This window comes from Stenotrophomonas sp. CASM101 (genome assembly GCF_049384845.1).
Taxonomy (GTDB): Bacteria; Pseudomonadota; Gammaproteobacteria; order Xanthomonadales; family Xanthomonadaceae; genus Stenotrophomonas; species Stenotrophomonas hibiscicola.
The window spans coordinates 1-20166 of the sequence record NZ_JBMRFR010000008.1 but is presented as its reverse complement, the minus strand read 5'-3'; the positions used below and the strand labels follow the sequence as shown (position 1 = coordinate 20166).

The 20166-nt window shown below is 66.9% G+C and carries 18 protein-coding genes; 13 read left to right on the top strand and 5 right to left on the bottom strand.

Features of this window, described 5'->3' with window-relative positions:
* The first annotated feature begins 75 nt into the window (after positions 1-75).
* From galE to VG543_RS12805, 8 genes are all read left to right on the top strand, one after another.
* Positions 76-1113, top strand: a complete 1038-nt coding sequence (gene galE, locus VG543_RS12840; protein ID WP_423178488.1) for a UDP-glucose 4-epimerase GalE — start codon at positions 76-78, stop codon at positions 1111-1113.
* A 158-nt stretch (positions 1114-1271) separates the two neighbouring features.
* Positions 1272-2804 carry an aldehyde dehydrogenase family protein gene (locus VG543_RS12835; protein ID WP_423178487.1) on the top strand — a complete coding sequence of 511 codons (1533 nt, stop codon included), beginning with the start codon at positions 1272-1274 and terminating at the stop codon, positions 2802-2804.
* Between the two features lie 40 nt (positions 2805-2844).
* Positions 2845-3654: an SDR family NAD(P)-dependent oxidoreductase gene (locus VG543_RS12830; RefSeq protein ID WP_191862837.1), complete on the top strand. Its 810-nt coding sequence runs from the start codon at positions 2845-2847 to the stop codon at positions 3652-3654.
* A 161-nt stretch (positions 3655-3815) separates the two neighbouring features.
* On the top strand, positions 3816-4100 hold the full coding sequence (locus VG543_RS12825; RefSeq protein ID WP_019661363.1) for a DUF4190 domain-containing protein: 285 nt from the start codon (positions 3816-3818) through the stop codon (positions 4098-4100).
* Between the two features lie 4 nt (positions 4101-4104).
* Complete coding sequence (locus VG543_RS12820) at positions 4105-4875, top strand: class I SAM-dependent methyltransferase (protein ID WP_308305143.1); 771 nt, start codon at positions 4105-4107, stop codon at positions 4873-4875.
* A gap of 8 nt (positions 4876-4883) precedes the next feature.
* Entirely contained in the window at positions 4884-5939 is a 1056-nt protein-coding gene (locus tag VG543_RS12815; RefSeq protein ID WP_021202868.1) for a quinone-dependent dihydroorotate dehydrogenase, read from the top strand.
* Positions 5940-5947: 8 nt separating this feature from the next.
* On the top strand, positions 5948-7009 hold the full coding sequence (gene murB, locus VG543_RS12810; RefSeq protein WP_312545723.1) for a UDP-N-acetylmuramate dehydrogenase: 1062 nt from the start codon (positions 5948-5950) through the stop codon (positions 7007-7009).
* A gap of 32 nt (positions 7010-7041) precedes the next feature.
* Positions 7042-7929 carry a DMT family transporter gene (locus VG543_RS12805; protein WP_423178543.1) on the top strand — a complete coding sequence of 296 codons (888 nt, stop codon included), beginning with the start codon at positions 7042-7044 and terminating at the stop codon, positions 7927-7929.
* 118 nt (positions 7930-8047) lie between these two features.
* Here VG543_RS12805 and VG543_RS12800 read toward each other — a convergent pair whose 3' ends face one another.
* The 3 genes from VG543_RS12800 to VG543_RS12790 all read right to left on the bottom strand — a co-directional run bounded on the left by VG543_RS12800 (position 8048) and on the right by VG543_RS12790 (position 10773).
* Positions 8048-9052 carry a phosphotransferase gene (locus VG543_RS12800; protein ID WP_423178486.1) on the bottom strand — a complete coding sequence of 335 codons (1005 nt, stop codon included), beginning with the start codon at positions 9050-9052 and terminating at the stop codon, positions 8048-8050.
* A 99-nt stretch (positions 9053-9151) separates the two neighbouring features.
* Positions 9152-10186 carry a DUF418 domain-containing protein gene (locus tag VG543_RS12795; protein ID WP_134735667.1) on the bottom strand — a complete coding sequence of 345 codons (1035 nt, stop codon included), beginning with the start codon at positions 10184-10186 and terminating at the stop codon, positions 9152-9154.
* On the bottom strand, positions 10183-10773 hold the full coding sequence (locus tag VG543_RS12790; RefSeq protein WP_111103734.1) for a TetR/AcrR family transcriptional regulator: 591 nt from the start codon (positions 10771-10773) through the stop codon (positions 10183-10185). The genes VG543_RS12795 and VG543_RS12790 overlap by 4 nt, the downstream gene beginning before the upstream one ends.
* Positions 10774-10915: 142 nt before the next feature.
* Between VG543_RS12790 and VG543_RS12785 the strand changes: the two genes are divergently transcribed.
* A complete protein-coding gene (locus VG543_RS12785) occupies positions 10916-11341 on the top strand; it encodes a DoxX family protein (RefSeq protein WP_423178485.1) in 426 nt (141 codons plus the stop codon).
* Here VG543_RS12785 and VG543_RS12780 read toward each other — a convergent pair.
* Positions 11314-12117, bottom strand: coding sequence for an APH(3')-II family aminoglycoside O-phosphotransferase (locus VG543_RS12780; RefSeq protein ID WP_154348935.1), 804 nt, complete (start codon positions 12115-12117; stop codon positions 11314-11316). The genes VG543_RS12785 and VG543_RS12780 overlap by 28 nt on opposite strands.
* A gap of 90 nt (positions 12118-12207) precedes the next feature.
* On the opposite strand from VG543_RS12780, the gene VG543_RS12775 reads away from it, so the two are divergent.
* The gene (locus VG543_RS12775; protein ID WP_155029426.1) at positions 12208-12924 is read left to right on the top strand and encodes an SDR family NAD(P)-dependent oxidoreductase; all 717 of its coding nucleotides are present in this window, start codon (positions 12208-12210) and stop codon (positions 12922-12924) included.
* A 94-nt stretch (positions 12925-13018) separates the two neighbouring features.
* Positions 13019-14965, top strand: a complete 1947-nt coding sequence (locus VG543_RS12770; RefSeq protein WP_423178484.1) for an EAL domain-containing protein — start codon at positions 13019-13021, stop codon at positions 14963-14965.
* On the opposite strand, the gene VG543_RS12765 is transcribed toward VG543_RS12770, so the two are convergent.
* Positions 14962-15573: a TetR/AcrR family transcriptional regulator gene (locus VG543_RS12765; RefSeq protein ID WP_346469515.1), complete on the bottom strand. Its 612-nt coding sequence runs from the start codon at positions 15571-15573 to the stop codon at positions 14962-14964. The two genes, VG543_RS12770 and VG543_RS12765, sit on opposite strands and share 4 nt — an antisense overlap.
* A 104-nt stretch (positions 15574-15677) precedes the next feature.
* Here VG543_RS12765 and VG543_RS12760 point away from each other — a divergent pair, with 104 nt between their 5' ends.
* Together VG543_RS12760 and VG543_RS12755 are read left to right on the top strand one after the other, a co-directional pair.
* Positions 15678-16754 carry an MBL fold metallo-hydrolase gene (locus VG543_RS12760; RefSeq protein ID WP_423178483.1) on the top strand — a complete coding sequence of 359 codons (1077 nt, stop codon included), beginning with the start codon at positions 15678-15680 and terminating at the stop codon, positions 16752-16754.
* A gap of 165 nt (positions 16755-16919) precedes the next feature.
* A complete protein-coding gene (locus tag VG543_RS12755; RefSeq protein ID WP_423178482.1) occupies positions 16920-20039 on the top strand; it encodes a discoidin domain-containing protein in 3120 nt (1039 codons plus the stop codon).
* Positions 20040-20166 lie beyond the last annotated feature (127 nt).

Sequence of the window (20166 nt, the reverse complement as noted above, 5' to 3'; positions counted from 1 at the left end):
GTGGACGATCCCTGAGCATCAGGGATCCCTCAGCACTGGTAGACTTTCGTGCAGTTTTCGCAACAAGGACGATGCGTGTCGGACATCCTCATCTGCGGCGGCGCCGGCTACATCGGCAGCCACATGGCCCAGTACCTGGCCGAAGCCGGCCACTCCGTAACCGTGCTCGACAACCTGTCCACCGGTCACCGCGACGCGGTCCGCTGGGGCGAACTGCTGGAAGCTGACCTGCTGGACCCCGAAGCGCTCGAGCGCGCCCTCCAAGGCCGTCACTTTGACGCCGTGATGCACTTCGCCGCGCGTTCGCTGGTGGGCGAATCGGTTTCCGCTCCTTACGCCTACTACGCGAACAACGTCACCGGCACGTTGAACCTGCTGGAGGCCATGCGCCGCCACGACATTGATCGCATCGTGTTCTCTTCAACCGCTGCGGTATTCGGCAATCCGCAGTCGGACGTGATCGATGAGGACCACCCCAAGGCGCCCATCAACCCCTATGGCGCCAGCAAGCTGATGGCAGAGCGGATCCTCGCTGACGCAGCCACGGCCTACGGCCTGCGTTCGACCTGCCTGCGCTACTTCAATGCCGCGGGCGCTCTGCCCGACCACGGCATCGGCGAGGCCCATGCCTGCGAAACCCACCTGATCCCCAATGTCCTGCGTGCCGCCTTGGGTATAGGCACGGCCATGAAGGTGTTCGGCGATGACTACGCAACGCCCGACGGCACCTGCGTGCGCGACTATGTACACGTGCAGGACCTGGCCCAGGCACACGCACTGGCTCTTGAGTACATGGAGCACACGCCCGGCGCGCACGCCTTCAACCTGGGCAATGGTCAGGGCTTCTCTGTCCGCGAAGTCATCGCCGCTGCCGCAGAGGTAAGCGGGCGAAGCATTCCATTTGAGTTGGCGGAACGCCGGCCGGGCGATCCAGCCAGCCTGGTCGCCTCCTCCACCCGCGCTCAGCAACTGCTGGGTTGGCGACCCATATGGACCGAGCTGGCACCGATCATCGACAGCGCCTGGCAGTGGCATCGCAACCCGCCCACATGGTCGCCGCAGCCGGCGATTCCTGACACCGCGCGCAGCCCGGGCAAAGCCCTGCCTGCCTGAATAGGCATCCCTCACTGGGATGGCGTCTCGGCGTGGCCTCACCCCGCACCGCACCAAAGCCCAACCACCACCCTCTGCTACCATCGGCGGTTCTGCTCATCGCGTCCCCCACCTGCCCGCGATGGCGCCAAACAACGTAACGAAACACAGGAGTCTGCATGTCTTCCGAGCTGCTCAAGTCCCTTGGCCTGGACGCGATCAACGCTGGCACGTACCTGGGCAACGGGGAGTGGTCGAGCGCGACCAGCGGTGAGCTGATCACCCCGGTCAACCCGACCACCGGCGAGCCGATCGCACAGGTCCGCGCGACCACCGAGACCGAGTACGAGACCGTCGTCGCACGTGCGCAGGAAGCCTTCAAGGTCTGGCGCACCACGCCTGCCCCGCGTCGCGGTGAGGCCGTGCGCCTGTGCGGCGAAGCGCTGCGCAGGCACAAGGATGCGCTGGGTTCGCTGGTCGCCTTGGAAATGGGCAAGAGCAAGCCGGAAGGCGACGGCGAAGTGCAGGAGATGATCGACATCGCCGATTTCGCCGTGGGCCAGAGCCGCATGCTGTACGGCTACACCATGCATTCCGAGCGCCCCGGCCACCGCATGTACGAGCAGTACCACCCGCTGGGCCTGGTCGGCATCATCTCGGCCTTCAACTTCCCGGTCGCGGTGTGGAGCTGGAACTCGTTCCTGGCCGCCATCTGTGGCGACGTGTGCATCTGGAAGCCGTCCAACAAGACCCCGCTGACCGCCATCGCCTCGCTGAAGATCTGCAACGAGGCCCTGCGCGAGGCCGGCTTCCCGGACATCTTCTTCCTGATCAATGATGCCGGCACCGCGCTGTCGGAAAAGATGGTCGATGACCGCCGCGTGCCGCTGATCAGCTTCACCGGCTCGACCCAGGTCGGCCGCACCGTCAACGAGAAGGTCGCGCGCCGCCTGGGCCGCTGCCTGCTGGAGCTGGGCGGCAACAACGCCATCATCCTGGACGAAACCGCCGACCTGAAGCTGGCCGTGCCGGGCATCGTGTTCGGTGCGGTCGGCACCGCCGGCCAGCGCTGCACCACCACCCGCCGCCTGATCGTGCACCGCTCGATCTACGCCGACGTACTGGCCACCCTGGTCAAGGCCTACAAGCAGGTGGAAGGCAAGATCGGCGACCCGACCGATGCCGCCAACCTGATGGGCCCGCTGAACAGCGAAGGCGCCGTGCAGCAGTTCCTCGATGCCATCGCCCAGGCCAAGGCCGCCGGCGGCACCATCGAAACCGGCGGCACCCGCATCGATCGACCGGGTAACTTCGTACTGCCCGCCATCGTCTCTGGCCTGAAGAACAGCGACGCCGTGGTCCAGCACGAGACCTTCGCGCCGATCCTGTACGTGATGCCGTACGACAGCATCGACGAAGCCATCGACATGCAGAACGGCGTGCCGCAGGGCCTGTCGTCCTCGATCTTCACCCAGAACCTGAAGACCGCCGAGAAGTTCCTGTCGGCCGCCGGCAGCGACTGCGGCATCGCCAACGTCAACATCGGCACGTCCGGTGCGGAGATCGGCGGCGCCTTCGGTGGCGAGAAGGACACCGGCGGTGGCCGCGAATCCGGTTCGGATGCGTGGAAGGTCTACATGCGCCGCCAGACCAACACCATCAACTATTCGGATTCGCTGCCGCTGGCCCAGGGCATCAAGTTCGATCTGTGATGCCTTCTGTAGTGCCAGGCCATGCTCGGCAGGATGTGCAATGAACACCGCAGGAAATGCAGCCGAGCATGGCTCGGCACTACAGGGTGGCAAGCCGGTGATTGATTTCACCGGCCGCCGCGTGCTCATCGCCGGCGGCAGCAAGGGCATCGGCCGTGAAATGGCGCTGGCATTTGCCGGCGCCGGTGCGCGGGTCTCGGTCTGCGCCCGCGGCCAGGCCGGCCTGGATGCCCTGCGTGCCGACGCGCAGGCGCAAGGCGTCGGGCTGCACGCCTTCGCTGCCGATCTGGGCGAGGCCAACCAGATCCAAGCCTGGCTGCAGGCTGCCGCCGATACACTCGGCGGCATCGATGTGCTGGTCAACAACGCCACCGGCTATGGCATGGCCGATGACGAGGACGGCTGGGCCGCCAGCCTGCAGATCGACCTGATGGCGGCGGTACGGGCCTCGCGCCTGGCACTGCCGTGGCTGCGCGCATCCAGCGATGCCTGCATCCTCAACCTGTCCTCGATCGCCGCCCAGCAGCCGCGTCCCGGTGGCGCGCCCTACGCTGCCGCCAAGGCCGCGCTGTCGCACTACACCACCTCGCAGGCACTGGCGCTGGCCAAGGACCGGATCCGGGTCAATGCCATCGCCCCGGGCTCGATCGAGTTCGATGACGGCCTGTGGGACCGCCGCCGCACCGAAGATCCCGCCCTGTACCACGGCACCCTGGCGAAGATCCCGTTCGGCCGCTTCGGCCACCCGCGCGAGATCGCCGACGCTGCCCTGTTCCTGTGCTCGCCGCTGGCGCGCTGGATCACCGGTCATGTGCTCAACGTGGATGGCGGCCAGGTGTTGATGGGCTGAATCTGTAGAGACGAGCCCATGCTCGGCTTGCACGCAAGACGCGGTCGATCCCGCATCAGCCCAAGGGGGCAGCCGAGCATGGGCTCGGCTCTACAGGGCACTGCCCATGGGATTGCCCGGGCAGACGCACTATCATGTGCACACTGCCAAGGAGGACCCCGATGAGCGTGGCACCCCGACAGACAAGCGCCCTGGCCGTGGTCAGCCTGGTCATGGGCATCGCCAGCTGGACCGTCCTGCCCTTCGTGGCCAGCATCGTGGCCATCATCACCGGCCACATGGCCCGCGCCGAAATCCGGCGCCGCCCGCTTGAACTGGAAGGCGATGGCATGGCCGTTACCGGCCTTGTGCTGGGCTGGGTCATGGTCGGCGCCGTGCTTGCCGCCATCCTGGTCTTCATCCTGTTCTTCGGTGGCCTGGCGTGGCTGGCGGCAGTGTCGAAGTGACGCCATGACTGCCTCCGACAGCACTGAACGCTTCAGCAGCCGCGTCGCCGACTACGTCCGCTACCGGCCCGATTACCCGCCCGCCCTGTTGGAGTGGCTGCATGGCCCGATGGGCGTCAGCCACGAGGCCGTGGTCGCCGACATCGGCGCCGGCACCGGTATTTCCAGTCGCCTGTTCCTGGCCAGCGGCCATCCAGTAGTCGCGGTTGAACCCAACGCCGCCATGCGGGGCGCGGCCGAGGAATGGCTGGCACCGCAGTACCCGCAGTTCCGTGCGGTGGACGGCCGCGCCGAGGCCACCACACTGGACGATGCCAGCATCGATCTGGTCAGCGTCGCGCAGGCCTTCCACTGGTTCGACACCGTGGCGGTGCGCGCCGAGTGGCAGCGCATCCTGCGCCCGGGTGGCCTGGCACTGATCTACTGGAACTCGCGCCTGCTCGATGCCAGCCCGTTCCTGATCGGCTACGAGCAGCTGCTGCTGGACTACGGCACCGACTACACCGCCGTTGCCGAGCGCTACCAGGACGACGCCACCATGCAGGCGTGGTTCGGCCCCGGTCTGCGCGGCATGGTGGAGCTGCCGAACGTGCAACATCTGGATTTCGACGCCCTGCGCGGGCGCCTGCTGTCCTCCTCCTACGCACCCCAAGCCGGTCATCCGCGCCATGCGCCGATGATCGCCGCCCTGCAGGACCTGTTCGCCGCCCACGCGGTCGACGGCCAGGTTGCTTTTGAATATCGAACCCGAGCCTTCCTCGGCACGCTGGACTGAACCGACGCATGTATTCGCTTGCCCGCCCCTTCCTGTTCTCGCTCGACGCCGAGCGCGCCCACGGCCTCGGCCTGTCCGCACTGGACCTGGCCTATCGCACCGGCACCACGCCGCTGCTGGCCGCACGCATCGCGCCGATGCCGAGCACCGTGTTCGGGCTGACCTTCCCCAATCCGGTCGGCCTGGCCGCCGGCCTGGACAAGAACGGCGAGCACATCGACGCACTGTTCGCGCTGGGTTTCGGCTTCGTCGAGATCGGCACCATCACCCCGCGCCCGCAGGCCGGCAACCCGCAGCCGCGCCTGTTCCGCCTGCCGGAACACAACGCGATCATCAACCGCATGGGCTTCAACAATGCGGGCGTGGACGCGCTGGTGCGCAATGTCGAGCGCGCGCGCAACCGCCGCGGCCTGCTCGGCATCAACATCGGCAAGAACAAGGACACGCCCAACGAACAGGCCGTGGACGATTACATCGCCTGCCTGGACAAGGTCTATCCGCTGGCCGACTACATCACCGTCAACATCTCCTCGCCCAACACTGCCGGCCTGCGTGAACTGCAGGAGGAAACCGCGCTGCGCCAGCTGGTCAGCCAGTTGCGCGACCGCCAGGAAGCACTGGCCGCGCAGCATGGCCGCCGCGTCCCGATGCTGGTGAAGGTGGCACCGGACCTGAGCGAGCGCGACATCGATGCCGCCGCTCGCGTACTGGGCGAACTGCAGGTGGACGGCGTGATCGCCACCAATACCACCATCGACCACAGCAAGGTGGCCGGCGATCCGCTGGCCAACGAAGCCGGCGGCCTGTCCGGCGCGCCGGTGCTGGAGCAGTCCACGCTGGTACTGCGCCGCCTGCGTTCGCGCCTGCCCGAATCGGTCCCGCTGGTCGGCGTCGGCGGCATCCTGTCCGGTGCCGATGCGGTGGCCAAGATGGCCGCAGGCGCGGCGCTGGTGCAGTGCTACAGCGGCTTGATCTTCCGTGGCCCGGCGTTGGTCTCTGAATGCGTGGAGGCGATCCGTCGCCGCCGCGAAGCGCCGAGCCGCGGCGCGGTGGCCCCACTGTGAGCGCGCCCATGGATACCGTCGACGGCAACGCCCCGCTGCGCTGGACGCTCACCCGCAATGCGCCGCTGCAGGCGCTGAACACCTTCCACGTGCAGGCCAGCGCCGCGCAGCTGCTGGAACTGCACGATGCCGCACTGCTGCCGGACGTGCTGGCGCTGCCCGAGGTGGCCAGCGGCCCGCTGCTGGTGCTGGGCAGCGGCAGCAACGTACTGATCGCCGAAGACCTGCCTGGCACCGTGCTGGTGTTCGGCAACCGGGACATCAGCTTCCTGGAGCACCGCGCCGACCATGCGGTGATCCGCGCCGGCGCTGGCGTGTCCTGGCATGGCCTGGTGATGTGGTCGCTGCAGGAAGGCCTGTCCGGCCTGGAGAACCTGGCGTTGATTCCCGGCACGGCCGGTGCCGCGCCGATCCAGAACATCGGTGCCTATGGCGCGCAGGTCGGCGAGTTCATCCAGGCCGTTGAAGCCTGGGACTGCCAGGAGCAGGCCTGGGTGCGGCTGGACAACGAACAGTGTGGCTTCGCCTACCGCGACAGCGTGTTCAAGCAGCAACCCGATCGCTACCTGATCACCGCCATCGAGCTCAGGCTGCCGCTGCTGCACGACCTGCGCATGGACTACGCCGGCATCCGTGAGGAACTGCAGGCACAGGGCGTGGAGCTGCCCAGTGCCGTGGACGTGGCCAATGCGGTGATCGCGATCCGCCGCCGCAAGCTGCCCGATCCGGATGTGCTGGGCAACGCCGGCAGCTTCTTCAAGAACCCGGTACTGCCACTGGAACAGGTGGACGTACTGCTGCAGCACTTCCCCGAGCTGCCGGTGTTCCCGGCCGAACAGGACGACAAGCGCAAGGTCTCTGCGGCCTGGATGATCGAGTCCTGCGGCTGGAAGGGCTTCCGCGAAGGCGATGCCGGCGTCGCGCCGAGCCACGCGCTGGTGCTGGTCAATTACGGCAACGCCACCGGTGCTGAGCTGCTGGCGCTGGCGCGACGCATCTCGGCCTCGGTGCTGGAAAAGTACGGCGTGCCGATCGAACCGGAGCCCCGCCTGCTCGGCGCACAGTGGTGAACACCCCCGCCCTCTCCCCCAGCGCCACCCCGATGCGGGCGGCGCTGCTGATGCTCGGCAGCACGATGGCATTCGGCCTGATGGCCGTCGCCATCCGCTACGCCACCCGGTACGTACCAACCCAGGAAGTGGCGTTCTTTCGCAATGCCTTTGGCCTGCTCGCGTTGCTGCCGATGCTGCTGCGCCCCGGCCATGCACCACTGAAAACGCAGCAGCTGCCGCGTTATTTCGTGCGCAGTGCGATTGGCCTGGGTTCGATGCTGTGCGCATTCTGGGCACTGGGCCATCTGCCACTGGCGCAGGCGGTTTCCCTCTCGTACTCCACGCCGTTGTTCGTCACCATCGCCGCCGTGCTGTGGCTGGGCGAGACCGTGCGTGTACGGCGCTGGGCTGCGGTGGTGGTTGGATTCATCGGTGTGCTGGTGATCGTGCGCCCCGGTACCGCCGGCTTCACCGCGGGCAGCCTGGTAGCGGTGGCAGCCGCCGTGCTCAGCTCATTGGTGGCGATCCAGATCAAGCAGCTGACCCGTGTCGACAGCGCTGACACCGTGGTGCTCTACACCTACGTGTTCTGGGTGCCGCTGTCGCTGGTCCCGACACTGTTCGTCTGGGTCTGGCCCTCCGGCATGGCGTGGCTGTGGCTGCTGGCCACCGGCGTGCTCGGCACCGTCGGCCAGCTGTTGTGGACCCGCGCGCTACGGCTGGGCGAAGTCTCCGCCCTGACCCCGATCAGCTTCCTGCAGCTGCCACTGGTAACGCTGTTCGGCTGGCTGCTGTTCAACGAAACGGTGGACCGCTGGACGATCATCGGTGCCGGCATCATCCTCGCCGCCAACGCCTACATCGCCCACCGCGAAGCCGTACTGTCGCGGCGAGCCGCAAGTGCAGCGGCCTCGGCAGCGGCCAAGCCCGCCGAGTAGATCCACGCCAAACGTGGATGACGCTGCACTCCTCTGTAGAGCCGAGCCTACGCTCGGCTGCTCTTCGCGCCTCCACCGTTGACTGAGCGCGCAGGGTTCATCCACGCATGGCTTGGATCTACAGCGCGCGATACACCCGCTCCGCCGCATCGAACACATTGCCCGGTGCGAACTGCTCGCCCAGGTAGTGCAGCGACTGCCTGCGCAGTTGCGGCGAACGCTCCTCACCGTCGCTGCCCAGCAGCACCTGCTGGAACTCGATCAGGTCCTGCAGAATGCGCCAATGCCGGTACCAGGCGATCCAGCGTGGGTCGCCGCGGTCGCTGCCGTAGCCCTCCTCGAAGCCCAGCGGATTCTCGCGCCCCCAGCGCCCACCAACGGCAGCACCGATGAACATCAGGTCACGCTCACGCGGTGCCAGCGACAGGCCATCCCAGTCGATCAGGTGCAGGCCCCCGTCATTGCCCATCAGCAGGTTGCCGGCATGCAGATCGGTGTGGCACAGATACAGGTCTACCGGCACGTCCTGCAATGCCGCGAGCAGTTCCCGTGCCTGCGCATGCAGCGCCGCGATGCGCGCATGCTGCCGGTCCCATACCGAAACGAATGCGCGGCCCAGCCCGTCCTTCGCGGCCGCCAGGCCCTCGCCAGCCAGCCATTGCCCAACGGTTTCCAGCGCCGCGGTTTCCAGCCGTACGATCGGCAGCGCCTGCTGCAGGTCCGCTGGAAGCTGCGCGCCGTGCAGGCGCCGCAGCACCTCCCCCAGCCGTTTCCACTGCGTGCGGCTCAACGCCGCCTCGAACCCGGACTGACCTTCCACATAAGGGAACAGGGTGAACTGCAATCCCCAACGCTGCACCGACGCACCACCGGTCAGTGCCGGCCACGGCGCGACGATCTCATCGATGCCCAGCGTGCCGCGCATCCAATGCAGGCTGTCCCACACTGCGGGGTCAACCTGGTAGGTGCGGCATTTCAACCACCACTGCCCGTGCCGCGCATCGACGCGATACACGCTGGCATTGGCGTCGGCACCCACCGGGCGTGGCACCACGGCGGTGGCAGTGATGCCATAGGATTGTTGCAGGACTTCGCCGAGATGCTGCGCCGAAGCGAATGACATGGATGCAAGCGGAAAGTGTTGCCTGCTGCCACTATCGCAGATGCATTCGCCGCGACACAGACATGTCCGTCACAACATCAGCTCGCCGCGACCAGAGAACTAGCCTGCGATGCGTCGCATCACCATCTCCAGCGGGCCGCGTGTGAACTGCCACGACCACAGCCACGCCGAGCCCGTGGCCAACATCAGGAACAACAGCGCCCACAGCAGCACCGACGCCAGCGATGCACCGCCATCAAGCAGCCCCAGGCTTTCCAGCGTGCCCATGCCCAGCAGGATGTGGCCCACATACAGGGTCAGGGTCATGCGTCCGGCCGCGATGAACGGCTCCAACCAGTCACCCGGTCGCACACGCGCCAGCCACAGGCAGGCGGCGATGACACTGCAGGCCGCACCCGCACCCGTGAGCACATAGGCCGGTCCCGGCGGCATCGGCTGCGTTCCCAGCCACACCTGCCAGGGCGTCCCCTGCCCAAGCTGCTGCACGCCATGTCCAGCCCCGATCAGCAGCAGCCCCAGCACCAGCAATGCTCGCTGCACCCGCGGCTGCGACAGCTGAAGGCGTGCCAGCAGCATCCCCAGCAGGAAGAAGCACAGCCACGGCAGCAGCGGATGGAAGCCGTTGAACAACAGGTTGCGGGCCGCGCCCGGCCATTGCCACAGGTCGGCGTATTCCAGCGTCTGCCAGTTCCATCCCTGGCTGTAGTCCCAGTGCAGCAACGCCCAGAACGAACACGCCGCCAGGCCCACGATGCTGGCCAGCAACACCCGCGGCGACGCACGCAGCCACACCACCGCCAACGCGAAATACACCGCGTAGTAGTGCAGGATATCGGCCGGGAACAGAGTCAGGTTGAGCAGGCCCAGCACCATCAGGAACAGCGCGCGCCTCCAGGTCTGCACGCTGGCCGGCCACCACCCCTGCCGCTGCGTGGCCAGCACCAGGCCAAGACCGGCCAGAGTGACGAACGTCGCCGAGGCTTTGCCTTCCAGCAGATGGAAGAACCCTGCCAACCAACTCTCACCCTCTGCCGGCACGGCCATCGCCAGGCGGAAGTTGACCAGCACCATGCCGGCCAGGGCCAGGTAGCGCGCCAGATCAAGGCCGTGCAATCGCCGGTCAACGGCACTCATGCGCGTGCCCCGAGCAGCAGCGCGAGCAGGCCAAGATCCAGCGAGGCCTCATCGATGCCATCGGCTTCGCCCAGCCCCCGACGCAGCGCATCGCTTTCAATGGCATCCAGCAGCACCTGCGCCTGCAATGCCGGGGCCAGCACGGGACGCCGACGTTCGCGCCGTGCCACCTGCTGCAGGGCTTCGGCCAGGGTCGCCTGCAATTGCCTGCGATTGGCCGCAAATGCCTCGGCCACGGCCGGATTGCGTGCGCTCTCGGCCAGCACTTCGACGGCAAGCGTCGCCCATTCCGGCTGGCGGCACAGTGCGTGGAAGTCCTGAAGGAAACCCAGTACCTGTGCGCGCTCGCCTTCGGACGCGGCCAGTCGACGCAGCAACGGTGCCAGTTCTTCGCTCTCCGCCACTGCCACTGCAAGGATGATCGCTTCCTTGCCCGGGAAGTGGTTGTAGAGGTTGCCCAGGCTGACGCCAGCCGCCTGCGCGATGTCACGCATGCTGGTCTGGTGGAATCCCTTGGCGAGGAAGCACCGCAGGGCCGCCTGCAGGATCAGGGTCACACGCTGCTCATTGCGGTCGATTCGGCTCATGCCACAAGCATGAACGAACGTTCGTCCATTTTGTAGATGTCGACCTGGCCACCATCGGGCTCCGTTCAGCCGGCCTTGACCTCAACTGCGGTTGAGGCCCGATGCTGCGCGACCTGTTCCATGCCCAACCCGGAGTTCCTGCATGCCACGAATGATCTCCACCCTGCTCGACAGCCGCGTGATGTGGTTCCTCGCCCGACTGCTGCTGGCCGTGGTGTTCCTGTCCTCGGGTCTGGCCAAGCTGCTGGCGTGGGACAACAGCGTGGCCGAAATGCAGGCGGCCGGGCTGCAACCGCCCGCGCTGTTCAACATCGCCAGCGCCGTGGTGCTGCTGGGTGGCTCACTGTGCCTGCTGTTCGACCGCCTGCTATGGCTGGGCAGCGGCGCGCTGGCGGTGTTCATGCTGCTGACCATCGTCATCGTGCATACCTTCTGGACCAAGCACGGCGCGGAACAGCAGCTGGCGATGTTCTTCGCGCTGGAACACCTGAGCGTGGTCGGCGGCCTGATCTGCGCGGGCATCGCCAGCCATGCGCGGGCTCAGAAGAACTCGTCGAGCAACCGGTAGAACGCCAGCCGACGCTCGTCGACCAACGCGCCGTAGCGCTGGAACAACGGCGCCACCCAACGCGTGTCTCCGAAGTTGTGAACCAGGCTGCGCGCGGCCAGCGCCAGGTCCTGGTAGCGGTCGGCCACGCCCAGCCGCCCACAGTCGATGAAACCACTGAAACGCCCCTCGACCGCCATCAGGTTCGGCAGGCACGCATCGCCATGGCTGACCACCAGATCTTCATGGTCGGGCCGGGTGCTGCACAGTTCGGCGAACACCTGCTGTGCGCTCTGCCCCAGGCGCTCGTCATCGAAGTCATCGGCGTCGACCAGACCCGCCTCGACGCGGGCGGCGGCGGCCTGCAAGCGCGAGGCCAATCGCTGGTCGAACGGACAGGCTGCCACCGGCAACACATGCAGCCTGCGCAGCGCGTCAGCCAGCAGTTCCACCAACTGCTGCGGCGCAAGTTCCGGCGACGAGGCCAGGTCGCGGCCGGGCAGCGCGCTCATCAGCAACCAGCGCCGGCCCGCTTCTTCGGCGGTGGCAATCACCGTTGGCGCCGGCAGTCCCTGTGCCTGCAGCCAGCGCAGGCGCGTGATCTCATCGCCCAGCTCACTGAAGGCGTCGATCACTTCCGACTTCACGAAGGCATCGGGCTGGCCTGGCTGCTGCACACGAGCAACATCCGCACGCGACACGCCGATCGACTGCCGCTCGATGCGCGCATCGGCCAACGCTTCCTGCCACGCCCGCGGCAGCGGCAGGCCATCAGTGAAGGGATCGGGTGCTCCCATGTCGGGATGCTCCTGTTGCTGGGGACCCTACGGATTCTCGCCGATCCCGAAGCGCACCGCCCAGCAGAGCGCGCAATGGAAGGAAGCAACATGAAATTGATGGTCATCGGCGCCAGCAGGGGCCTCGGTCGGGCATTCGTGGAAGGCCTGTGCAGTGCGGGCGACACCGTCATCGGCGTTTCGCGCAGCCGTCCGCGCGATCTTGAATGCCCCGAGGGTGTCACCCTGCAGTGGATCGAAGCCGATCTGTCCCAGCCCACCCTGGCTGCCAATCACATCGCAGCGCAGGCACCGGCCGATCTGGATGTGCTGATCCACAACCTGGGCATCTGGGAAGAGACCGCCTTCAGCGACGAGTACGCCTTCCTCGACGAGAGCGATGCCGCGCTCACCCAACTGGTCGACGTCAACATCACCGCCACCCTGGTGCTGCTGCAGCGCCTGCTGCCGCGAGTGCTCGGCGCACCACGCCCGCAGCTGGTGCTGACCGGATCAACCTCGGCACTGCCGCGCAGTGGCCGCCCGGAAGTGGCGTTCGGCGCATCCAAGTTCGCGCTCAACGGCGTTGCCGATGCACTGCGCGAGGGCTTCCGCGATCGCCGGCTGGCGGTGACCAGCCTGCAGCTGGGCTGCCTCAACACCGACGATGCACTGTCGGTGCCGGTGGCAGAGGCCGCAGCACGCGGGGATGGCGAACTTGTCCCGGTACACGATGTGGTGACCATGGTGCGTGCGCTGCTGCAGCTGTCGCCGTCCGGCTTCGTACGTGAACTGGTACTGCCAGCCATCGCCGACCCACGCTACTGACCTTGCCGGCCGCCGCAGGGCACCATCAGTGGCCGCGCGCGCGGTCGTGGTTTACCCTGCTCCTCACCGGCCGTCGGTCACAGGCGGGAATGCTATGGATGCGCTGTCACGGGTCTCGGCCCAGGTCCTGGACGGTTCCCTGCCCAGCCTGCCGCTGTACCTGCTGCAGGCCACCGCAGTGATCGGCATGATCGGGGTGCTGCTGATCGCCACCCGCCGTGCCGGCCATGCCATTGAAGGCCGCCGCCTGTATGTGGGCGTGGCACTGGGCCTGATCTACCTGTTCAATTCCTGGTTCGTGGCCCGCTACACCCAGGGCGTGGTCAAGCTCCACCTGGGTTTCGACATCCTGCTGGTCAGCGGCCTGCTCGGCGGCTGGCGCGGTGGCTTGGCCTGCCTGGGCGCCAGCCTGCTGGCCCGCTACCAGTTCGCCGGCACCCAGTACTTCCTGCCTGCCGGCCTCGAGGCCACGCTGCAGATGCTGGCCGGTGTCTGGCTGCGCAGGCGCCTGCACCCGCACATGCTCAATGAACTCTCGCTGCGCATGATCCTGCAGGCCTGGGGCGTTCGTGTCGTCGTCACTGCGTTGGGCTTGGCACTGGGCGTAGCAATCATTGGTGCCAACCAGCTACCCGTGGAGGAGCTGGCAATCCAGCGGCTGCTGGCACTACCACTATCGCTGCTGATGCTCGGCGCGGTGTTCGCACTGGTCTACAACGATGCGCAGATCGATGCCCAACGCCAGCGCGAACAGGCCTGGCTGCGCATCGATCCAATCAGTGGCCTGCCCAACATGCGTGCGCTCGGCGAACGCCTGCAGCATTACTGGCGCGACAACGACGGTATCGGCAAGGCCTGCCTGATCGTGGCCGAGATGGGCAACCTGCGCGACCTGCGCCTGCGCTACGGTCCGCTGCAGGACAACGGACTGTGGCAGCGCGACAGCACCGAAGAGATGCATCGGCTGCTGCCCTCGCTGCCGGCCGGCCAGCTGGAGATCTACCAGTTCGGCGATGCCGCGCTGGCGATCCTGGTGCGCGACCTGACCTTGTCCGAACTGCGCACGCAACCGCAGATCACCGAGCTGGCCAGCAACCTGGCCGATCAGGTCGGCCGCGATTGGCCCGGCTTCCGGCCGCTGTTCCGCTGCGCGGTAGTCGAACTGAAGCCACCGGGCGCGGCAGACGATGGCCACCTGCCCTTCCGGGCAATCACCGTGGCGCTGAGCGCGATCGAATCGGGCGTCTTGTTCTTCGACGACCCGATCCAGCGCGACAGCGAGATCGACACCCTGATTGAAGTCGCCCTTGATCACTGGCTGCAGCAGGGCGACGCCCCGCTGTGCTACCAGCCCAAGCATCGCCTGCAGGATCGCCAGCTGGTCGGCGCCGAAGCGCTGCTGCGCATGCGCGATGGCGAAGGCCGGCCGATTGCACCGATGCGGGTGATCTCGCTGCTGCGCCGGCAGGGCCGGCTGGCAGACCTGGAATGGGCCACACTGCAGTCGGCGGTGCACTTCCTGCAGCACTGCCGGCAGGACGGCGCGGCGCTGACCATCGCAGTCAATGTGTCAGCCGAATCCCTGCGCCTGCCCGACTTCGGCCTGCGCCTGCAGGAGCTGCTACAACTGCATGACATCCCCGGTCCGATGCTGCGCCTGGAGATCGTCGAATGGACCGAAATCGTCGAGCGCGACGTGGTCGATGCCAACATCACACAGCTGCTGGCAGCCGGGGTCAGCCTGTCGCTGGACGATTTCGGTGCCGGCTATTCAACCCTGATCCTGCTTTCGCAGCTGGCCATCGCCGAGGTCAAGATCGAGCAGGCACTGATCGCCACGCTGTCCGACGCCAAGTCACAGTCGATCGTGCGCTTCATCGTCGAGGTCGCGCACCGCTGCGGCGCGATCGTGGTGGCCGAAGGTACCGAAACCCTGGCGCAGGAGCAGAAGCTGCGAGCCCTGGGCGTGGATGTCGGCCAGGGCTATCTGTACTCGGCGGCGCTACCGGCCGACGAGTTCCGTCGCTTCGCCGCCAGCTAGACCGCGTAGAAACCCAGGAACATCGCCACCGCTGATTCGGCAACGCGTGCACGCTCCTGTGCGCTCAACGGTGCCTGCCCCATCGTCACCTGTGGCCAGAACGCGAAGCTCTTCACCAGCCCGTGCAGCTGGTGGCCGGCGAACTCCGGATCGACCTGGCGCAGTCGGCCATCGGCGATGGCCGCGCGGATCCAGGCACTCTCGCCGCTTTCCTTTTCGCCCATGCGGCAGACGATGGCCTGCGCGCGCTCCGGTGAGTGGATGATCTCGGCCATCGCCACCCGCGCCAGGTCAATGAAGTTGGCATCGCTGAGCAGTTCCAGCTTCTGGCCCAGCAACTGCAGCAGCTGCGCCTGCAGCGGCTGGTCGGCGCGGTACGGTAACGCGTCGCTGGCCACGCTGCGTTCCCAGAGCTCCTCCAGGATCATCGAGAACAACGCTTCCTTGCTGGGAAAGTGGTTGTAGACGGTGCGCTTGGAGACCCCGGCCGCCTCGGCGATGCGGTCCATGCTGGTGGCCTCGTAGCCCGAGGCACGGAACTCCTCCACCGCCGCGCGCACGATGGCATCGCGTTTACGGTCGGTCAGGCGTTGCGGGGCACGGGGCATGGCGGGAACCGGATAACTGAACGGACGCCACCATTTTACACCCATCAGTGTACTTTTGAAAAAGACGAAACTACACTGTGCAGTGTACCCAGCGGACGTCACCCATGAAGCGCCTGCTCCTTGTCCTCCTGCTTGGAATCCTCGCTGTGACCGCCTACACCTTCTGCAAGTCCTGGTCCCTCCCCGACTTCCCCGATTCGCCGCAGTACCGTGATGGCAAGTTCCGCAATGCCCTGCCCCGTCCGGCGATGGGCCTGCGCGACGGTGCGGAGATCTGGTGGACGTTCCTGTTCAACAAGCCCAAGGGCACCGTCCCGGCCCACCCCATTCCGGTGCAGCCGCTGGACCGCGCCACGCTGGACGCCGCGCCGGACCGCCGCCTGTTCCGGCTGGGGCACTCCACGATCCTGCTGAAGCTGCGTGGCCAGTACTGGCTGACCGATCCGGTGTTCTCCGAGCGCGCCTCGCCGGTGCAGTGGATGGGCCCGGCGCGCTTCCACGCACCGCCGATCAGCATCGACGCGCTGCCGCCGATCGCTGGCGTGATCCTCTCGCACAACCACTATGACCATCTCGACCATGCCGCGGTAATGCAGCTGGCTGGCAAGACCGCGCGCTTCATTGCACCGCTCGGCGTCGGCGACCAGCTGATTGCCTGGGGTGTGGACGCCAGCAAGGTCGAACAGCTGGACTGGTGGCAATCGACCGAGGCCAGCGGCCTGCGCCTGACCGCCACCCCGGGCCAGCACTTCTCCGGCCGCGGCCTGGGCGACAGCGACCGCAGCCTGTGGGCGTCGTGGGTGATCCAGGACGACGACTTCCGCATCTTCTTCAGCGGCGACACCGGCTACTTCGACGGCTTCAAGGCCATCGGCGAGAAGTACGGCCCGTTCGACCTGACCATGATCGAGACCGGCGCCTACGATCCGCGCTGGGCGTTCGTGCACATGCAGCCGGAACAGACGCTGCAGGCGCACCTGGACCTGCGCGGCAAGTGGCTGCTGCCGATCCACAACGGCACCTTCGACCTGGCCCTGCACGCATGGCAGCAGCCGTTCGAGCGGATCACCGCGTTGGCCGCGGCGAAGAACGTGCCGGTGGCCACGCCGATGATGGGAGAAGCACTGGACATGCAGGCGCCGCAGGCGGGTACGCGCTGGTGGGAGACGGTGGAGCTGTAGCGTGCGGTGCGCTTGACCTACCGGAAACCATGTAGAGCCGAGCCATGCTCGGCTGCGTCAACCACAGAAGCGGCCTGGGACGCTGCAGTGCGTCATGTAACCGATTACATCCCTTGCTAGCGTAGCGCTCGCCCGACACCGGCCGAACCTGCGAGGCTGTACGTAATGATATTGCGCGCCGAACGCTCCAAGGTTGCCCGCTCAGCCATTCCGTGGCGTACTGCCGCCACCCTGATACTGGCCGCCCTCGCCGCCGCCGCACAGGCACAGCCCCTTCCCCCGCGCAGCCAATGGCAGGCCAGCAGTTCCTCGCAGCAGGTGCCGGCGATGGCGATCAGCCACCTGATCGACGGCGACCCGAAGACCGTCACCGGCGGCGCCTTCAGCCCCGGCCACTGGTTCCAGATCGATCTGGGCACGCCAACCCTGCTGGCTGGTGCACGACTCACCTGGGATGTCTCCAACCCGGAAGGCTATTCACTGCAGACCTCACTGGATGGTACGCAGTGGCAGACCGCGTACACGATGGCCGATTCACTGGGCGATGTGGAAACGCTGTACTTCGCGCCGCGGCAGGCGCGCTATCTACGACTTGCCAGTCCGCAGCGCACCTCCGACTGGGGTGTGTCGATCTTCGAAATGGAGCCGCTGGACAGCACGCTCAGCGCACGCATCGCCGATGTCGATGCAACACAGGCAGCCGCGCTCTGGCAAGGCGGCGGCACCGTTGCGGTTCCGGCCGGAAAAGGTGGATCCCATGCGCTCGAGATCACGCTGCCGCAGGCTCAATCCACGGCTGGCCTGGTGGTCGACTGGGCCGATGGCGCGCGCGGCGCTGCGCGACTGCAGGCGCAGGATGAACAGGGCCGTTGGCAGGACCTCGCACACGATGCACAGGCGGCCAATCATCGGCAAAGCTGGCTGGCTGCTGACACGGCACAACCCCTGCGTGCGTTCCGGCTGAGCGTGGACGGCGCCGCACCGCAGGTCGCGCGACTGCGCCTGCTCGGGCCAAAGGCGGTAATGACGCCGATGAAGCGATACCAGATCACCGCCAGCGGCGCTCAGCGCGCGTTGTTCCCGGCATCGCTGCAGATGCAGCAGACCTACTGGACCGCCGTCGGTGTGCACGCAGGACGACAGAAATCGATCTTCGACGAATACGGCAATCTGGAAGCCTTCAAGGGCGCGCCGCTGGTGCAGCCGATCTGGCGTGGCGCTGACGGGCGTGCCGCTGGCGCGGCAGGACAGCCGATACAGCACGCGTTGCGGGAAGGCTGGAAACCGATGCCCTCCGCTACCTGGTCGCCGCAGCCCGGGCTGGAACTGCGCAGCGAGGTACTCGCCATCGAGCGCGACGGCCAGCCGGTAACGTTCTTGCGGCATCGCCTGCACAACACGGGCAGCGCCAGGATCGAAGGCACGCTCAGCCTGGTCGTGCGCCCGATGCAGATGAATCCGCCGTGGCAGAACGGCGGGCTGTCACCGATCCGCGATGTGACCATCGATGGGCAGGCGGTGCGCATCAATGGACGCACGCTGCTGCAGTCGCTCACGCCGGTGGCTGCGTCGGGCGCGGCGCCGTTCGGCAAGGATGGCGCAACGGAAATCACCGCGACCCTCGCTGCCGGCCAGCTGCCCTCCACGCAACAGGCGCGCGACGACCAGGGACTTGCCGCGGCTGCGTTGAACTACCGTGTATCGCTGGCACCGGGAGCCAGCGATGCCGTCGTGGTCGCATTCCCGCTGGGCACCACCGCCACAGATGCCAAGGGCGCACTGCCCGAAGCGCCTGCGCTCGATCTAGCCACGCTGCCCCGCGATGCCAATGCGGCGTTCGATTCCCTGGCCACGCAGGCGTCCGCGGACTGGCAGGCACGGCTGGGCCAGGTCGGGCTGCGCCTGCCCGATCCCTCACTGGTCGACATGCTGCGCGCGCAGGCCGCCTACATGCTGATCAACCAGACCGGCCCGGCCATGCAGCCCGGGCCCCGCAACTACAACCGCTCCTTCATCCGCGACGGCATGGCCACCTCGGCGGTGCTGCTGCGCATGGGCGAAGCACGCGTCGCGCGCGACTACCTGGCCTGGTACAGCGAACACGGCGTGCATGCCAACGGCCTGGTCTCGCCGATCCTCAACGACGATGGCAGTGTCAACACCGGCTTTGGATCGGACATCGAGTACGACAGCCAAGGGCAGTACGTCGCGTTGGTGGCCGATGTCGCGCGCCTGGATGGTGGACCGGAATCGGTGCGTGCCTACCTGCCCAAGGTGAAGGCCGCGCTGCACTTCCTGCAGGAACTGCGCGAACGCACGCTGGCGCCCGGCTACAAGGCCGACCAGCCAGCGCCGGAGCGCTTCGCGGGCATTCTTGCGCCGTCGATCAGCCATGAGGGTTATCCGTCTCCCACCCACAGCTACTGGGACGACTATTGGGGCCTGAAGGGCTGGCACGACGGCGCGTGGCTGGCCGAATCGCTGGGCGACCACGAGACCGCAGTGTGGGCACGCGAACAGTACAAACTGCTTTACGACGCGCTGCACGCCTCGATCCGGGCGACGATGGCGTGGAAGGGCATCGACTTCATTCCCTCCTCGGCCGACCTGGGCGATGGCGATCCCACCGGCGTATCGATCGCGCTGGACCCCACCGGGGCGCAGAGCGTACTGCCCGCAGAAGCCTTGCGTACCACCTTCGCCCGCTATCTCGATGACGTGCGCAAGCGCAGCCAGCCCGGTGCGCTGTATGCCTACACGCCGTACGAGATCCGCAACGTGCTGAGCTATGTGCACCTGGGCCAGCCGCAGGTGGCCGATGAGCTGCTGCAGGGACTGCTGCATGATCGGCGCCCGCTTGAGTGGCAGGTGCTGGCTGAGGTCGTGCACTCACGCCTACGTTTTCCGCGTTACCTGGGCGACATGCCGCATACCTGGATTGGTGCCGAGTACGGCCGCACGCTGTTCGGCATGCTGATGCGCGAAGACGATGATGCGTTGTCATTGCTGCCGGGCACGCCGCCGTCGTGGGTGGGGGGCGATGGGTTGGCTGTGGAACGCCTGCCGACAGCGTATGGCACGCTGCAGATGCAGGCGCGGCAGCGCGACGGCATGCTGACGGTCACGCTGGGCAAGGGGTTGCGCAGCGGGACGGCATTGAAGGTCTGGTGGCCGGCGCGCACCATGCCGAAGACGGTGCGTGTGGATGGGCGTAGCGTTTCCGACTTCGACGCCGAGGGCGTGCGCCTGGCGAAACCGTTCAGAACGCTGGAAGCGCGTTGGTAAAGCAGCCGAGCATGGCTTGTATGTTCCTCCCGGCTCCTACGCGGTATGTAGGAGCCAGGGTGGAGGGACCGTCAACATGATATCTGCGGATAGCAGCCGACAGACGAGCCGAGCGATCCCCATCCCG

Excerpts from the sequence above, each read along its gene's own strand:
- VG543_RS12835 (WP_423178487.1), top strand. The coding sequence starts at position 1,272 with ATGTCTTCCGAGCTGCTCAAGTCCCTTGGCCTGGACGCGATCAACGCT.
- VG543_RS12830 (WP_191862837.1), top strand. The coding sequence starts at position 2,845 with ATGAACACCGCAGGAAATGCAGCCGAGCATGGCTCGGCACTACAGGGT.
- VG543_RS12825 (WP_019661363.1), top strand. The coding sequence starts at position 3,816 with ATGAGCGTGGCACCCCGACAGACAAGCGCCCTGGCCGTGGTCAGCCTG.
- VG543_RS12820 (WP_308305143.1), top strand. The coding sequence starts at position 4,105 with ATGACTGCCTCCGACAGCACTGAACGCTTCAGCAGCCGCGTCGCCGAC.
- VG543_RS12815 (WP_021202868.1), top strand. The coding sequence starts at position 4,884 with ATGTATTCGCTTGCCCGCCCCTTCCTGTTCTCGCTCGACGCCGAGCGC.
- murB (WP_312545723.1), top strand. The coding sequence starts at position 5,948 with ATGGATACCGTCGACGGCAACGCCCCGCTGCGCTGGACGCTCACCCGC.
- VG543_RS12805 (WP_423178543.1), top strand. The coding sequence starts at position 7,042 with ATGCGGGCGGCGCTGCTGATGCTCGGCAGCACGATGGCATTCGGCCTG.
- VG543_RS12800 (WP_423178486.1), bottom strand. The coding sequence starts at position 9,052 with ATGTCATTCGCTTCGGCGCAGCATCTCGGCGAAGTCCTGCAACAATCC.
- VG543_RS12795 (WP_134735667.1), bottom strand. The coding sequence starts at position 10,186 with ATGAGTGCCGTTGACCGGCGATTGCACGGCCTTGATCTGGCGCGCTAC.
- VG543_RS12790 (WP_111103734.1), bottom strand. The coding sequence starts at position 10,773 with ATGAGCCGAATCGACCGCAATGAGCAGCGTGTGACCCTGATCCTGCAG.
- VG543_RS12785 (WP_423178485.1), top strand. The coding sequence starts at position 10,916 with ATGCCACGAATGATCTCCACCCTGCTCGACAGCCGCGTGATGTGGTTC.
- VG543_RS12780 (WP_154348935.1), bottom strand. The coding sequence starts at position 12,117 with ATGGGAGCACCCGATCCCTTCACTGATGGCCTGCCGCTGCCGCGGGCG.
- VG543_RS12775 (WP_155029426.1), top strand. The coding sequence starts at position 12,208 with ATGAAATTGATGGTCATCGGCGCCAGCAGGGGCCTCGGTCGGGCATTC.
- VG543_RS12770 (WP_423178484.1), top strand. The coding sequence starts at position 13,019 with ATGGATGCGCTGTCACGGGTCTCGGCCCAGGTCCTGGACGGTTCCCTG.
- VG543_RS12765 (WP_346469515.1), bottom strand. The coding sequence starts at position 15,573 with ATGCCCCGTGCCCCGCAACGCCTGACCGACCGTAAACGCGATGCCATC.
- VG543_RS12760 (WP_423178483.1), top strand. The coding sequence starts at position 15,678 with ATGAAGCGCCTGCTCCTTGTCCTCCTGCTTGGAATCCTCGCTGTGACC.
- VG543_RS12755 (WP_423178482.1), top strand. The coding sequence starts at position 16,920 with ATGATATTGCGCGCCGAACGCTCCAAGGTTGCCCGCTCAGCCATTCCG.